Raw genomic sequence first — 15,229 nt, forward strand, 5'->3', positions numbered from 1 at the left:
CGCACAAGGCGTCATGGCCCTTTCACACCACGAACTCTCTGTGAAAACCGCCGTCATACCCTTCAGTTTGAGCTTGCCGTCGAATGAGTCGTCGGTGTGTCCAGCCACTTTCGAGATGGAGCATTTTCGCAGATGAGCACCCCCGCCCAAGTCGCCCCGAAGCTTCCCGACAGCATCTTCCGCGCCTATGACATTCGCGGCACCGTGCCGGAATTCCTCAATGGCGAAACCGCCTACTGGATCGGTCGCGCCATCGGCTCCCAGAGCCTGGCCCAGGGCGAACCGAACGTGTCCGTCGGTCGTGACGGCCGTCTGTCCGGCCCGGAACTGGTTGCCGAACTGATCCGCGGCATCGCCGAAAGCGGCTGCCATGTCAGCGACGTCGGCCTGGTGCCGACGCCGGCGCTGTACTACGCCGCCAACGTGCTGGCCGGCAAATCCGGCGTGATGCTCACCGGCAGCCACAACCCGTCGAACTACAACGGCTTCAAGATCGTGATCGCCGGTGACACCCTCGCCAACGAACAGATCCAGGTGCTGCATGAACGTATCAAGACCGGCAACCTGACCAGCGGCCAGGGCAGCGTAACCCAGGTCGAGATCCTCGACCGCTACACCACCGAAATCGTCCAGGACATCAAACTGGCCCGGCGCCTGAAAGTCGTGGTCGATTGCGGCAACGGCGCGGCCGGCGTGATCGCCCCGCAACTGATCGAAGCGCTGAACTGCGAAGTCATCCCGCTGTTCTGCGAAGTCGACGGCAACTTCCCGAACCACCACCCGGACCCGGGCAAGCCTGAAAACCTTGTCGACCTGATCGCCAAGGTCAAGGAAACCAAGGCTGACATCGGCCTGGCCTTCGACGGTGACGGCGACCGCGTCGGCGTGGTGACCAACACCGGTACCATCGTCTTCCCGGATCGCCTGCTGATGCTGTTTGCCCGCGACGTACTGGCCCGCAACCCGGGCGCGGAAATCATCTTCGACGTCAAATGCACCCGCCGCCTGATCCCGCTGATCAAGGAATATGGTGGCCAGTCGCTAATGTGGAAGACCGGTCACTCGTTGATCAAAAAGAAAATGAAACAGTCCGGCGCATTGTTGGCCGGTGAAATGAGCGGGCACATTTTCTTCAAGGAACGCTGGTTCGGTTTCGACGACGGTATTTACAGCGCCGCACGGCTGCTGGAAATTCTCAGCAAGGAAAAATCTTCGGCCGAGGAGCTGTTCGCGACCTTCCCGAACGATATTTCCACGCCGGAAATCAATATCCATGTGACCGAAGAGAGCAAATTCAGCATCATTGATGCACTGCACGATGCGCAGTGGGGCCCAGGCGCCGACCTGACCACCATTGACGGCGTGCGGGTCGATTACGCCAAAGGCTGGGGCCTGGTGCGCGCCTCCAACACCACACCGGTGCTGGTGCTGCGCTTCGAGGCCGATGACGAGGCTGAATTGCAGCGCATCAAGGCTGTGTTCCATGCCCAACTGAAACGCGTTGCACCTGATCTCCAACTACCGTTCTGATTTCTGATTCACCCGGAGCCCTGAATGACCCTCGAACGCGAAGCCGCCGCCCACACCGCCCAGGTCCTGTCCGAAGCGCTGCCTTACATCCGACGTTATGTCGGCAAGACCCTGGTGATCAAATACGGCGGCAACGCGATGGAAAGCGAGGAGCTGAAAACCGGCTTCGCCCGCGACATCGTGCTGATGAAGGCCGTTGGCATCAACCCGGTGGTCGTGCACGGCGGTGGCCCGCAGATCGGTGATCTGCTCAAGCGCCTGTCGATCGAAAGCCACTTCGTCGACGGCATGCGCGTCACCGACGCCGCGACCATGGACGTGGTGGAAATGGTCCTCGGTGGTCAGGTGAACAAAAGCATCGTCAATCTGATCAACCGCCACGGCGGCAGCGCCATCGGCCTGACCGGTAAAGACGCCGGGCTGATTCGGGCGAAGAAGCTCACTGTCACCCGTCAAACGCCGGAGATGACCCAGCCGGAAATCATCGACATCGGCCAGGTGGGCGAAGTGGTCGGGATCAACACCGAACTGCTGAACCTGCTGGTCAAAGGCAACTTCATCCCGGTGATCGCGCCGATCGGCGTGGGTGAGAACGGCGAGTCGTACAACATCAACGCTGACCTGGTGGCCGGTAAAGTCGCCGAAGCGCTGAAAGCCGAGAAGCTGATGCTGCTGACCAACATCGCCGGCCTGATGGACAAGTCGGGCACCGTGCTGACCGGCCTGAGCACCCAGCAGGTCGATGACCTGATCGCCGACGGCACCATCTACGGCGGCATGCTGCCGAAGATCCGCTGTGCACTGGAAGCGGTTCAGGGTGGTGTCGGCAGCTCGCTGATCATCGACGGCCGTGTACCGAACGCGATCCTGCTGGAAATCTTCACCGACACCGGTGTGGGTACGCTGATCAGTAATCGCAAGCGCCCATAAGCGCTCGCGCAAACAAAAAGACCCCGCTCAGCCTGGCTGAGCGGGGTCTTTTTTTGCCCTGAAGACGCGATCAGACGCCGAACTGGGCGCGATAGGCTTCAACGGCTGGCAGGTGCTGCTTGAGCTGCGGATCGTCAGCCAGGAATTCCAGCACCTGGTTCAGCGACACGATGCTGATGACCGGGATACCGAAATCACGCTCGACTTCCTGGATTGCCGACAACTCGCCGTTGCCGCGCTCCTGACGGTTCAGGGCGATCAGCACCCCGGCAGCCTTGGCGCCGTCCTGGGAAGCGATGATCTGCATCACTTCACGGATCGCGGTGCCGGCGGTGATCACGTCGTCGATGATCAGCACGTCGCCGGTCAGCGGTGCGCCGACCAGGCTGCCACCTTCGCCGTGGGCCTTGGCTTCCTTGCGGTTGAAGCACCATGGCAAGTCACGGTTGTGGTGCTCGGCCAGCGCCACGGCAGTGGTTGCTGCCAGCGGAATGCCTTTGTAGGCCGGGCCGAACAGTACGTCGAAAGAAATGCCGCTTTCGGCGATGGCTGCCGCGTAGAAACGCCCCAGCTGCGCCAGGGCCGAGCCCGTGTTGAACAGGCCGGCATTGAAGAAGTAAGGACTGGTGCGCCCGGACTTCAGGGTGAACTCACCGAAGCGCAAAACGCCGCGATCGATGGCAAAACGAATGAAATCGCGCTGATACGCTTGCATGAAAAAAACCCCAAATACCACGGATTTAGCTAATTAGCTTGACGCCGTGTATCATACACGCACGCGATTTTTGGGGCCATTTATGCGGATCATCAGTGTGAACGTCAATGGTATTCAGGCTGCAGTCGAGCGTGGTTTGCTCAGTTGGCTGCAGGCACAGAATGCCGACGTCATCTGCCTGCAGGACACCCGTGCCTCCGCCTTTGAACTGGATGACCCAGCCTTCCAACTGGATGGCTACTTCCTTTATGCCTGCGATGCTGAAGTCCCTGCCCAAGGCGGCGTGGCTTTGTATTCGCGGTTGCAACCGAAGGCTGTCATCAGCGGTCTCGGTTTCGAGACGGCCGACCGCTACGGGCGCTACCTGCAAGCAGATTTCGACAAAGTCAGTATTGCCACCTTGCTGCTTCCTTCGGGGATGAACGGCGATGAGGACTTGAACCAGAAGTTCAAGCTCATGGACGACTTCGGCAAGTACCTGGACAAACAGCGGCGCAAACGTCGCGAGTACATTTATTGTGGCTCGCTGTACGTCGCGCAGCAGAAGCTCGACATCAAGAACTGGCGCGACAGCCAGCAATCCCCGGGCTTCCTGGCGCCGGAACGCGCCTGGATGGACGAGATTGTCGGCAACATGGGCTACGTAGACGCCCTGCGCGAAGTCAGCCGCGAAGGCGACCAGTACAGCTGGTGGCCGGACAACGAACAGGCCGAGATGCTGAATCTGGGCTGGCGCTTCGACTATCAGATCCTGACCCCGGGCCTGCGACGCGTCGTGCGCAGCGCACGCCTGCCACGTCAGCCACGGTTCTCGCAGCACGCGCCGCTGATCGTGGACTACGACTGGACGCTGACTATCTAAGCGGCCTTTCGCAGACACAAAAAAACCGACGTCACTGTCGGTTTTTTTGTGGGCGATCGTTCATTATTTGATCAACCGCCAAGTGAACGGATAGCGATACGGGAAACCTTCGTTGGCCTTCACCCCACCGATGATCGTCAGCACCAGCGCTGCAATGGCCAGCAGACCGAACAGCACGAACCCGATCAGCAACAGCATCAGCACGAAACAGATCATCGAAGCGATCGCCACGGTGATCTGGAAATTCAGTGCTTCTTTACCCTGGGCGTCGATGAAAGGATCAGTCTCGCGCTTCATCTGCCACAGGATCAACGGCCCGATCAGCGTACCGAACGGAATCCAGATCCCCAGCAAGGCGGACAAGTGACAAAACATCGCCCATTGGCGAACCTCCTGGCTCGGCTTGGGTAGCAGCTCTTGCTCATCACTCATCGCGTCCTCCTTGCGGGTTGCGAACCTGCTCAGTCGGCCAGTGCAGCCTGTTGCAGTTCGAAGATCTCATTCATGCCTTTCTTGGCCAGTTCCAGCATCGCGGTCAGCTCTTCAGGCTGGAACGGCGCGCCTTCGGCGGTGCCCTGCACTTCGATGAAGCCGCCGGTGCTGGTCATCACTACGTTCAGGTCAGTCTCTGCGGCGGAGTCTTCAAGATAGTCCAGATCCAGCACCGGCTCGCCCTGGTACATGCCCACGGAAACGGCACCGATCATTTGCTTGAGCGGGTCGCCGCCCTTCAGGCCGCCGCGCTTCTTGATCACTTTCAGGGCATCGACCAGCGCAACCATGGCGCCGGTGATCGACGCGGTGCGGGTACCGCCGTCGGCCTGGATCACGTCGCAGTCGACGTACAGGGTGACGTCGCCCAGCTTGGACATGTCCAGCGCAGCGCGCAGGGAACGGCCGATCAGGCGCTGGATCTCCAGGGTACGGCCACCCTGCTTGCCACGGCTCGCCTCACGCTGGTTACGCTCGCCGGTGGCACGGGGCAGCATGCCGTATTCGGCGGTCAGCCAACCCTGGCCCTGACCTTTGAGGAAACGCGGTACGCCGTTTTCGACGCTGACGGTGCAGATGACTTTGGTATCACCGAATTCGACCAGTACCGATCCCTCGGCGTGCTTGGTGTAGTTGCGGGTAATGCGGATCGAGCGGAGCTGATCGGCAGCGCGACCACTTGGACGTTTCATAGGAGATACCTGTACTGGGGACGGAAAACTGCGGAGCATTATAGAGCCGCGCACCGCGCCTGGGCACTCGTTAAAAAATCCGGCCGACGACCGAAAGCCCTGAAACGCGCTTTGCCGACGGCCTGCAGCCCTTTGTCACACCGTGTGTTTGGGCGCATCCGCCGCACTGCGCTACAATCCTGCGCCTTTGCTGCCAGTCGGCTTAAATTCATTGATATCGAGCTGCGGAGCTTCAATTCGCGCCGATCTGTATCGCGAGGTCACCGCCATGGTGCACAGCATGACCGCCTTCGCCCGCGTCGAGAAAGCCGGCGTTCAGGGCACCCTGAGCTGGGAACTGCGCTCGGTCAACAGCCGCTACCTGGAACCCCACCTGCGCCTGCCGGAGTCGTTTCGCGACCTCGAAGGCGCTGTCCGCGAAGCCCTGCGTCAGGGCCTGTCGCGCGGCAAACTGGAATGCACCCTGCGCTTCACCGAGGAAAGTACCGGCAAGCCACTGCAAGTGGATCGCGAACGCGCCGCGCAGCTGGTCGCCGCTGCCGAAACCGTCGCCGGCCTGATCAAGAACCCGGCCGCGCTGAACCCGCTGGAAGTGCTGGCCTGGCCGGGCGTGCTGGTGGCCGATGCGAGCGATCCACAAGCCCTTAACGCCGAAGCGCTGGAGCTGTTCAATCAAGGCCTGAAGGAGCTGAAGTCCGGCCGCGAGCGCGAAGGCGCGGAGCTGGCACGCCTGATCAACGATCGCCTGACCTCCATCGAGGAAGACGTGGTGACGCTGCGCGAACTGGTTCCGCAGATGCTCGCCACCCAGCGCCAGAAGGTCCTCGACCGCTTCGCCGACATGAAGGCCGAGATGGACCCGCAGCGCCTGGAACAGGAAATGGTGATGCTCGCGCAAAAGAGCGACGTGGCCGAAGAACTGGATCGCCTGAGCACTCACATCATCGAAGTTCGCCGGGTCCTGAAGTCCGGCGGTGCCGCCGGTCGGCGCCTGGACTTCCTGATGCAGGAACTCAACCGCGAAGCCAACACACTGGGCTCCAAGGCCTTCGACCCGCGCAGCACCCAGGCGGCGGTCAACCTCAAGGTGTTGATCGAGCAGATGCGCGAACAAGTGCAGAATATTGAGTAAGGCAACAGACATGACCCACAGCACCGGCACCCTGTACATCATTTCCGCCCCTTCGGGCGCGGGCAAGAGCAGTCTGGTCAAGGCCCTGACAGACACCAACCCGGACATTCGCGTCTCGATTTCCCACACTACCCGTGCCATGCGCCCGGGCGAGGTGGACGGAGTGAACTACCACTTCGTAAGCCGCGAAGAGTTCGTGAAGATGGGCGAGCACGGCGATTTCCTTGAACGCGCGGAAGTCTTCGGCAACTTTTACGGCACCTCGCAAAGTCGTCTGCAGCAGACCCTGGACGAAGGTCACGACCTGATTCTGGAAATCGACTGGCAAGGCGCCGAGCAAGTGCGCAAGCTGATGCCCCAGGCACGCTCGATCTTCATTCTGCCGCCATCGCTTCAGGCCCTGCACCAGCGCCTGACCAACCGTGGCCAGGACAGCGACGAAATCATCGACGGCCGGATGCGCGAAGCCGTCAGCGAGATGAGCCACTACGTTGAGTACGATTACCTGATCATCAACGACGATTTCGCCCACGCGCTGGATGATCTGAAAGCGATTTTTCGCGCCAATCAGCTGCAACAGAAACGCCAACAAGTGCGTTTCGGCAGATTGCTGGCTGAATTGCTGGGCTGAAACAGCACTTCCCAAAACCGCTGCAAGGGCTTTACATTGGTGCTTGCGGCGCGTTGAAGAGCCTGGTCAAAAAATCAGCGCTTCCCTAATCGCTGGTGATTTTTTAAACTGTTGAGTCCGCTCGCCCAACCGGGCAGCGCGCATATTGCATTCGCTCCGAGGAATACCATGGCCCGCGTAACCGTTGAAGACTGCCTAGAACACGTGGAAAACCGCTTTGAGCTGGTCATGCTCTCTACCAAGCGTGCCCGTCAACTGGCCACCGGCGGCAAAGAGCCCCTGGTTCAGTGGGAAAACGACAAACCGACCGTAGTTGCGCTGCGTGAAATCGCTGAAGGCCTGATGAGCTACGAGTTCATCGCCGAGCAGGAAATCGTCCACGAAGACCCGGTCTTCGCTGCGTTCGAGGACGAGTCCAACGAGGCCGTCTAAGCCTATGCCTGGTCGACGTAGCACGGCGCGGGATCACAGCTTGCGGCAGGAGACATCATGCCGAGCATAGACGCCCTCGCCGATCGCTTATCGACCTACCTCGGCAACGACCAGGTCAACCTGGTCCGCCGAGCGTATTTCTACGCCGAACAAGCCCACGACGGCCAACGCCGCCGTAGCGGCGAGGCGTACGTCACGCATCCTCTTGCCGTGGCGAATATTCTTGCCGACATGCACATGGACCATCAGAGCCTGATGGCCGCGATGCTGCATGACGTGATCGAAGACACCGGTATCGCCAAGGAAGCGCTGCAAGCGCAGTTCGGTGAAACCGTGGCCGAACTGGTCGACGGGGTCAGCAAACTGACCCAGATGAATTTCGAGACCAAGGCCGAAGCCCAGGCTGAAAACTTCCAGAAAATGGCCATGGCCATGGCACGCGACATCCGCGTGATCCTGGTCAAGCTCGCCGACCGCCTGCACAACATGCGCACGCTGGAAGTGCTGTCCGGCGAAAAACGCCGGCGCATCGCCAAGGAAACCCTGGAGATCTATGCACCCATCGCCAATCGGCTGGGCATGCACGCGATCCGTATCGAGTTCGAAGACCTCGGCTTCAAGGCCATGCACCCGATGCGTTCCGCGCGGATCTACCAGGCCGTCAAACGCGCCCGGGGCAACCGCAAGGAAATCGTCAACAAGATCGAGGAATCCCTTGGCCACTGCCTCGCCATCGACGGCATCCAGGGTGAAGTCAGCGGTCGCCAGAAACACCTCTACGGCATCTACAAGAAAATGCGCGGCAAGCGTCGGGCCTTTAACGAGATCATGGACGTCTACGCGTTCCGGATCATCGTCGACAAGGTCGATACCTGCTACCGCGTGCTGGGTGCTGTACATAATTTGTACAAACCGTTGCCGGGGCGCTTCAAGGATTACATCGCGATCCCCAAGGCCAACGGCTATCAGTCGCTGCACACCACACTGTTCGGCATGCACGGCGTGCCGATCGAAATCCAGATCCGCACCCGTGAAATGGAAGAGATGGCCAACAACGGCATCGCCGCCCATTGGCTGTACAAATCCAGCGGCGACGAGCAGCCCAAAGGCACCCATGCCCGGGCCCGTCAGTGGGTCAAGGGCGTGCTGGAAATGCAGCAACGTGCCGGCAACTCGCTGGAATTCATCGAGAGCGTGAAGATCGACCTGTTCCCGGACGAGGTCTACGTGTTCACGCCCAAAGGCCGGATCATGGAGCTGCCCAAAGGCTCCACGGCGGTCGACTTTGCCTACGCGGTGCACACCGACGTCGGCAACAGCTGCATCGCCTGCCGGATCAACCGTCGCCTCGCACCGCTCTCCGAACCGTTGCAAAGCGGCTCCACGGTCGAGATCGTCAGCGCCCCCGGCGCGCGGCCGAACCCGGCGTGGCTCAACTTCGTGGTCACCGGCAAGGCGCGGACCCACATCCGTCATGCGCTGAAACTGCAACGCCGCTCCGAATCCATCAGCCTCGGCGAACGCCTGCTGAACAAGGTGCTCAACGGCTTCGACAGCGCGCTGGAACAGATTCCGGCCGAACGCGTGAAGGCGATGCTCACCGAGTACCGCCTCGAACTGATCGAAGACTTGCTGGAAGACATCGGCCTGGGCAACCGCATGGCCTACGTCGTGGCCCGCCGCCTGCTCGGCGAAGGCGAACAACTGCCAAGCCCTGAAGGCCCGCTGGCGATTCGCGGCACCGAAGGTCTGGTGCTCAGCTACGCCAAATGCTGCACGCCGATCCCGGGCGACCCGATTGTCGGGCACCTGTCGGCGGGCAAAGGCATGGTCGTGCACCTGGACAACTGTCGCAACATCAGCGAAATCCGCCACAACCCGGAAAAATGCATCCAGCTCTCGTGGGCCAAGGATGTCACCGGTGAATTCAACGTCGAACTGCGCGTCGAGCTGGAACACCAGCGCGGCCTGATTGCCCTGCTGGCCAGCAGCGTCAACGCAGCCGACGGCAATATCGAGAAAATCAGCATGGACGAACGCGATGGCCGCATCAGCGTCGTCCAACTGGTGGTCAGCGTCCACGACCGTGTGCACCTGGCCCGCGTGATCAAGAAACTGCGCGCACTGACCGGCGTGATCCGCATCACCCGCATGCGTGCATAACTTAAACATTACAAGGAGTCATACATGACCAAGACCGTTATCACCAGCGACAAGGCCCCGGCCGCCATCGGTACTTATTCCCAGGCGATCAAGGCTGGCAACACTGTCTACATGTCGGGCCAGATCCCGTTGGACCCGAAAACCATGGAGCTGGTCGAAGGTTTCGAAGCCCAGACCGTCCAGGTCTTCGAGAACCTGAAAGCCGTGGCCGAAGCCGCCGGCGGTTCGTTCAAGGATATCGTCAAGCTGAACATCTTCCTCACCGACCTGAGCCACTTCGCCAAGGTCAACGAGATCATGGGCAAGTACTTCGACCAGCCGTACCCGGCGCGCGCCGCCATCGGCGTTGCTGCCCTGCCAAAGGGTGCGCAGGTTGAAATGGATGCCATTCTGGTCATCGAGTAATGCGCACGGCGCGGCCCTTCAAGGTCGCGCCGACTGCTCTGCGGTAAAGAAAAGGTTTTGAAAGGATTCCACCATGCGCAAAGCGCTTGCTCTCTCGCTGCTCGCCATTTTCCTCGGCGGTTGCGCCAGCAACCCTGCCGACCGTGACATCAGCGGCACCTGGATCAACCAGATCGCCATCGATGCCGCCGCCAAGGGCGGCCCCCTGCGTGAAGCGCTTCAGGCCTACGGCCCGAACCTGGAATGGGACATCAACACCAAGGCCAGTCAGGCCCGCTACACCAACGGTTTCGAAAACGTGGAAGGTCGTTTGCTCGGCGAACAGTCCGGCGCCTGGAAAGTCGATTTCTATGGCAGCTCGGCCAGCGAGCTGAAACGTGACGGCAGCCAGTTGCACCAGGCCGCCAGCGAAAATGAACCACAGCAGCTCTTCGACCGCGCGCAGATTCCGGTGCCGGAGGGCGCACCGATCGGCGCCAGCTTCGAACGGGCGCTGTATTCGGCCTACCTGGGCGGAAACTGGACAATCGCCAGCGGCCAGGGCGAAGGTGCCACGGTGCAATTCCAGGCCGACGGACAAGTCTCCGGCCTGCCGGGCGCCGACCGCTATGCCCTGTGCCTGGCGGGCGACTGCGCATCGATGAGCAGCGGCAACGACAGCATGTGGCTGCAACAGAACGGTCAGGGCAACAACTGGATCTTCGTGCGCAAAGGCAAGGAGCTTGAAATTTTGCAGGCCGTGAACACGGCACTGGCGGACGAACAACCGCAGTTCACCCCGGGTGAGCGCAAGTGGTTGCTCGAAAAACAGTAACTGCACCTGAGAACAGCATATAACCCTGTGGGAGCGGGCTTGCCCGCGATGAGGCCATAGCATTCAACATTTATGCTGACTGTTATGCCGCCATCGCGAGCAAGCTCGCTCCCACGATTATTTGTTGCGCTTGAGAATCAGCACTTGCCCTCTAGAATCGCGGCATACCCCTCACGATAACTCGGATACTTCGGCACCCAGCCCAGCGCCTTCGCACGGGCATTGCTGCAACGTTTGCTGCCGGTGCGACGCACGCTCTCGTCTTCCGACCATTCGGTGACACCCAGATACTCGCGCAGCCACGCCACCACCTCGGCCAACGGCTCCGGCGCGTCGTCCACGCCGATATAGATGTCATCCAGCGCCACGCCCTTGCGATCCGCGTCCAGCAGAAACGCCATCAACCCCGCCGCATCCTCGGCATGGATGCGATTGCCATACAGCGGCGGGTCGACCGCCACCCGATAACCCCGACGTACCTGGGTCAGCAGCCATTCACGGCCGGGGCCGTAAATGCCGGTCAGGCGCACGATGCTCGCAGGAATACCGCTGTTGAGCGCAACCTGCTCGGCCTCCAGCATCACCCGACCGGAATAACCCGCGGCAACGGTCTCGGATTTTTCATCGACCCATTCGCCGTTCTGCTGCCCGTAAACACTGCTGCTGGAAACGAACAGCAACCGCTCAGGCTCCTGACCGTAATCGTTCAGCCAACCCAGCACATGCTGCAACCCCTGCACATACGCCGCGCGATAACCGGCCTCATCGTGATCGGTGGCCGCCGCGCTATACACCAGGTAATCGATAGCACCCACCGGCCAGGTCTCGGGGCAATCCTCATTGAACAAGTCACCGGCGACACCGATAACGCCGTCCGGTAAACGTGAAATATTCCGGCGCAGGCCATACACCTGAAAGCCGGCAGCCAGCAATTGCGTGGCCAGACGGCTGCCGACATCACCGCAACCGGCGATCAAAACAGAGGGCGCGGACATCAAAAATCTCCCATCGGAAAGCGACAGACTAGCCTCGACAGGGGACGAGCGGCTAGCAATGAAGGAAAAAAAGCAACTCTATTACTTCTGTTAACAAGAATTACTTGCAATAATGCACGTCACTTTTGTTCTCGGCCTCACGAGGCCTGGAAGAGCATCACCGTTTTTCTATCTCAGGTCCGGCCAGCATGACACGCATTCAAAACCCCGCTTCGCCAACCAACCGACCTCGCGCCTGGAGCGCAGTGGCTGCCCTGCTCCTCAGCCTGATGCTGGCGCCGGCCGCCGCCTTCGCTGACGCACAAGCCCCGGCCGCACCAGCCGCCACCGAGCAGAGCGCTCCAGCCGCCGCACCTGCCGCGACCGTTCCGGTGCAGGCCGTAGACGCCAGCGCCGCCGACGCACCGGAAGTCCTCGAAGCCGACAACTCCCTGGGCATGGCCCACGACCTGTCGCCATGGGGCATGTACAAGAATGCCGACATCATCGTGAAAATCGTGATGATCGGTCTGGCCATCGCTTCAATCATTACCTGGACCATCTGGATTGCCAAAGGGTTCGAGCTGATGGGCGCCAAACGTCGCCTGCGTGGCGAAATCGCCGCCCTGAAGAAAGCCACCACCCTCAAGGAAGCCAGCACCACCGCAGCAAAAGAAGGCACCCTCGCCAACCTGCTGGTGCATGACGCCCTCGAAGAAATGCGCCTGTCGGCCAATTCCCGCGAGAAAGAAGGCATCAAGGAACGCGTCAGCTTCCGCCTCGAGCGTCTGGTGGCCGCCTGTGGCCGCAACATGAGCAGCGGCACCGGCGTGCTCGCCACCATCGGCTCCACCGCACCGTTCGTCGGCCTGTTCGGCACCGTGTGGGGCATCATGAACAGCTTCATCGGCATCGCCAAAACCCAGACCACCAACCTTGCTGTCGTAGCACCGGGTATCGCTGAGGCGCTGCTGGCTACCGCACTGGGTCTGGTGGCCGCGATTCCTGCCGTGGTCATCTACAACGTGTTCGCCCGCTCCATCGCCGGTTACAAGGCTCAGGTGTCCGATGCATCGGCAGAAGTCCTGCTGCTGGTCAGCCGCGACCTCGACCACCAGCCTGAGCGCAGCAGCTCGCAGCCGCACATGGTCAAAGTGGGGTAATCGGCCATGGGCCTGCATTTGAAAGAAGGCGCAGACGACGATCTGGCCGAGAACCACGAAATCAACGTCACGCCGTTCATCGACGTGATGCTGGTGCTGCTGATCATTTTCATGGTGGCCGCGCCACTGGCCACCGTAGACATCAAAGTCGACCTGCCCGCCTCGACCGCCAAACCGGCGCCGCGGCCGGAGAAACCGGTGTTCCTCAGCGTAAAGGCTGATCAGCGCCTGTACATCGGTGACGACGAAGTCAAAGCCGAAACCCTCGGCGCCATGCTCGACGCCAGGACTCAGGGCAAAAAAGACACCACCATCTTCTTCCAGGCCGACAAAGGCGTGGACTACGGCGACCTGATGAGCGTGATGGACAAGCTGCGCAGCGCCGGTTATCTGAAAGTCGGTCTGGTCGGCCTCGAGAGCGCAGTCAAGAAATGATCACGACGCGCCATAAGCTGACGCGTTACAGCGGTAGCCTGGCCGTGGTGCTGGGTGTGCATGCGCTGGCCATCGCGCTGGCGCTTAACTGGACCGCCCGCCCTCCCATCGAATTGCCGCCGCAGGCGATGATGGTCGAGCTGGCACCGGTTCCGGCCCCGCCACCGCCTGCACCGCCAAAAGTCGTCACGCCACCGCAGCCACCGGCTCCGGTTGAAGAACTGCCAATCCCGAAACTGGCCGAAGCACCCAAGGCAGAAATTGCCGTGCCCAAGCCCAAACCAAAACCCAAGCCAAAACCGCAACCGCCGAAGCCGATCGAGAAGAAACCGGAACCCGTGAAGGAAAAACCTTCCGAGGAAAAACCGGCAGAGCCTCAGCAGACCCAGGCACCAACGGAGAAATCCGCCCAGCCGGCACCAGGCCCGTCGCCAGCACAACTGGCGGCCAAGGCCAGCTGGCAGGGTGCGCTGCTCGCGCATCTGCAGAAGTACAAAAAGTACCCGGACAGCGCCAGGTCACGGAACAAGACCGGAACCAACCGCCTGCGTTTCGTGGTCGATGGCGAAGGCAATGTGCTGTCGTTCGAGCTGGTGGACCGCTCCGGCAACGCTGATCTGGACCGGGCCACCCTGGAAATGATCCGCCGTGCCCAGCCGCTGCCCAAACCGCCGGCGGACATGCTGAACAACGGCTCCATCGAAATTGTTGCGCCGTTTGTGTACTCGATCGAGAAGCGCCGCTGACGCACAACGCCCCCCCGTTGGAGTTGCACCGGACAGACAAAGGCACCTTTCGGTGCCTTTGTCATATCTGCAAACGGCAAACAGGCATTGTCCGGTGTGGCATTCATCACTCAGTCTGATAACGTGCGTCTATCGATTGCAGCCGGTATGCTTGGCCCGCATCTTCATGGACGCTTGCTATGACCCTCACAGAATTACGCTACATCGTTACCCTCGCCCAAGAGCAGCATTTCGGCCACGCGGCCGAGCGTTGCCACGTCAGCCAGCCGACCCTGTCGGTGGGTGTGAAAAAGCTTGAAGACGAACTCGGTGTGCTGATTTTCGAGCGCAGCAAAAGCGCCGTGCGCCTGACCCCGGTCGGTGAAGGCATCGTCGCCCAGGCGCAGAAAGTACTGGAGCAGGCCCAGGGCATCCGCGAACTGGCCCAGGCCGGCAAGAACCAGCTGACCGCCCCGCTGAAAGTCGGCGCGATCTACACCGTCGGCCCGTACCTGTTCCCACATCTGATTCCACAACTGCACCGGGTCGCCCCGCAGATGCCGTTGTACATCGAAGAAAACTTCACCCACGTGCTGCGCGACAAACTGCGCAACGGCGAACTGGACGCGATCATCATCGCCCTGCCGTTCAACGAAGCCGACGTGCTGACCCTGCAACTCTACGACGAGCCGTTCTACGTCCTGATGCCGGCCCAGCACCCGTGGACCCAGAAAGAGTCCATCGACGCCGCCCTGCTCAACGACAAGAGCCTGCTGCTGCTTGGTGAAGGCCACTGCTTCCGCGATCAGGTGCTGGAAGCCTGCCCGACCCTGACCAAGGGCAACGACGGCGCCAAGCACACCACGGTGGAATCCAGCTCGCTGGAAACCATTCGCCACATGGTCGCGTCCGGCCTGGGCATCTCGATCCTGCCGCTGTCGGCGGTGGACAGCCATCACTACGCTCCGGGCGTGATCGAAGTGCGTCCGTTGTCGGCACCGGTGCCATTCCGCACCGTGGCCATCGCCTGGCGCGCCAGCTTCCCGCGGCCGAAAGCCATCGAGATCCTCGCCGACTCCATTCGCCTGTGCTCGGTCGCCAAGCCAGCCGCACCGGTCACGGCCGGTTAAGCCA

16 protein-coding genes and 1 pseudogene are annotated in these 15,229 nt (G+C 61.0%); 13 read left to right on the forward strand and 4 right to left on the reverse strand.

Annotated elements, in window-relative coordinates:
- Window positions 1–153: 153 nt before the first annotated feature.
- Both C6Y56_RS28095 and argB read left to right on the forward strand, forming a co-directional pair.
- Window positions 154–1,530: pseudogene (locus tag C6Y56_RS28095) on the forward strand (phosphomannomutase/phosphoglucomutase); the annotation flags it as partial.
- Window positions 1,531–1,554: 24 nt separating this feature from the next.
- A complete protein-coding gene (argB, locus tag C6Y56_RS28100) occupies window positions 1,555–2,460 on the forward strand; it encodes an acetylglutamate kinase (protein ID WP_003229488.1) in 906 nt (301 codons plus the stop codon).
- A 70-nt stretch (window positions 2,461–2,530) separates the two neighbouring features.
- Here argB and pyrE read toward each other — a convergent pair whose 3' ends face one another.
- Complete coding sequence (gene pyrE, locus C6Y56_RS28105; protein WP_169432456.1) at window positions 2,531–3,175, reverse strand: orotate phosphoribosyltransferase; 645 nt, start codon at window positions 3,173–3,175, stop codon at window positions 2,531–2,533.
- An 82-nt stretch (window positions 3,176–3,257) separates the two neighbouring features.
- Here pyrE and C6Y56_RS28110 point away from each other — a divergent pair, with 82 nt between their 5' ends.
- Complete coding sequence (locus C6Y56_RS28110; RefSeq protein ID WP_169432457.1) at window positions 3,258–4,037, forward strand: exodeoxyribonuclease III; 780 nt, start codon at window positions 3,258–3,260, stop codon at window positions 4,035–4,037.
- 63 nt (window positions 4,038–4,100) lie between these two features.
- Here C6Y56_RS28110 and C6Y56_RS28115 read toward each other — a convergent pair whose 3' ends face one another.
- On the reverse strand, window positions 4,101–4,469 hold the full coding sequence (locus C6Y56_RS28115; protein WP_169432458.1) for a DUF4870 domain-containing protein: 369 nt from the start codon (window positions 4,467–4,469) through the stop codon (window positions 4,101–4,103).
- 29 nt (window positions 4,470–4,498) lie between these two features.
- On the reverse strand, window positions 4,499–5,221 hold the full coding sequence (gene rph, locus C6Y56_RS28120) for a ribonuclease PH (protein ID WP_169432459.1): 723 nt from the start codon (window positions 5,219–5,221) through the stop codon (window positions 4,499–4,501).
- A gap of 268 nt (window positions 5,222–5,489) precedes the next feature.
- Between rph and C6Y56_RS28125 the strand changes: the two genes are divergently transcribed.
- From C6Y56_RS28125 to C6Y56_RS28150, 6 genes are all read left to right on the forward strand, one after another.
- Complete coding sequence (locus tag C6Y56_RS28125; RefSeq protein ID WP_169432460.1) at window positions 5,490–6,353, forward strand: YicC/YloC family endoribonuclease; 864 nt, start codon at window positions 5,490–5,492, stop codon at window positions 6,351–6,353.
- A 10-nt stretch (window positions 6,354–6,363) separates the two neighbouring features.
- Entirely contained in the window at window positions 6,364–6,984 is a 621-nt protein-coding gene (gmk, locus tag C6Y56_RS28130; RefSeq protein ID WP_169432461.1) for a guanylate kinase, read from the forward strand.
- A 168-nt stretch (window positions 6,985–7,152) separates the two neighbouring features.
- Window positions 7,153–7,416 (forward strand): DNA-directed RNA polymerase subunit omega, encoded by a 264-nt coding sequence (rpoZ, locus tag C6Y56_RS28135; RefSeq protein ID WP_003229503.1) that lies wholly within the window; start codon window positions 7,153–7,155, stop codon window positions 7,414–7,416.
- Window positions 7,417–7,473: 57 nt separating this feature from the next.
- Window positions 7,474–9,579, forward strand: coding sequence for a bifunctional GTP diphosphokinase/guanosine-3',5'-bis pyrophosphate 3'-pyrophosphohydrolase (spoT, locus tag C6Y56_RS28140; protein WP_007954439.1), 2,106 nt, complete (start codon window positions 7,474–7,476; stop codon window positions 9,577–9,579).
- A gap of 24 nt (window positions 9,580–9,603) precedes the next feature.
- Entirely contained in the window at window positions 9,604–9,984 is a 381-nt protein-coding gene (locus tag C6Y56_RS28145) for a RidA family protein (protein WP_014340863.1), read from the forward strand.
- A 73-nt stretch (window positions 9,985–10,057) separates the two neighbouring features.
- Window positions 10,058–10,798, forward strand: coding sequence for a hypothetical protein (locus C6Y56_RS28150; protein WP_169432462.1), 741 nt, complete (start codon window positions 10,058–10,060; stop codon window positions 10,796–10,798).
- A 137-nt stretch (window positions 10,799–10,935) separates the two neighbouring features.
- Here C6Y56_RS28150 and C6Y56_RS28155 read toward each other — a convergent pair whose 3' ends face one another.
- The gene (locus tag C6Y56_RS28155; protein WP_169432463.1) at window positions 10,936–11,793 is read right to left on the reverse strand and encodes an SDR family oxidoreductase; all 858 of its coding nucleotides are present in this window, start codon (window positions 11,791–11,793) and stop codon (window positions 10,936–10,938) included.
- Window positions 11,794–11,981: 188 nt separating this feature from the next.
- Here C6Y56_RS28155 and exbB point away from each other — a divergent pair, with 188 nt between their 5' ends.
- From exbB to C6Y56_RS28175, 4 genes are all read left to right on the forward strand, one after another.
- Complete coding sequence (exbB, locus tag C6Y56_RS28160; protein ID WP_169432464.1) at window positions 11,982–12,935, forward strand: tonB-system energizer ExbB; 954 nt, start codon at window positions 11,982–11,984, stop codon at window positions 12,933–12,935.
- Window positions 12,936–12,941: 6 nt separating this feature from the next.
- Complete coding sequence (gene exbD / locus C6Y56_RS28165) at window positions 12,942–13,370, forward strand: TonB system transport protein ExbD (protein WP_169432465.1); 429 nt, start codon at window positions 12,942–12,944, stop codon at window positions 13,368–13,370.
- A complete protein-coding gene (locus C6Y56_RS28170; RefSeq protein WP_169432466.1) occupies window positions 13,367–14,116 on the forward strand; it encodes an energy transducer TonB family protein in 750 nt (249 codons plus the stop codon). The genes exbD and C6Y56_RS28170 overlap by 4 nt, the downstream gene beginning before the upstream one ends.
- A gap of 179 nt (window positions 14,117–14,295) precedes the next feature.
- Window positions 14,296–15,225: a hydrogen peroxide-inducible genes activator gene (locus tag C6Y56_RS28175; protein WP_007954418.1), complete on the forward strand. Its 930-nt coding sequence runs from the start codon at window positions 14,296–14,298 to the stop codon at window positions 15,223–15,225.
- Window positions 15,226–15,229: the final 4 nt, after the last annotated feature.

The organism is Pseudomonas fluorescens (genome assembly GCF_012974785.1).
Taxonomy (GTDB): Bacteria; Pseudomonadota; Gammaproteobacteria; order Pseudomonadales; family Pseudomonadaceae; genus Aquipseudomonas; species Aquipseudomonas fluorescens_BT.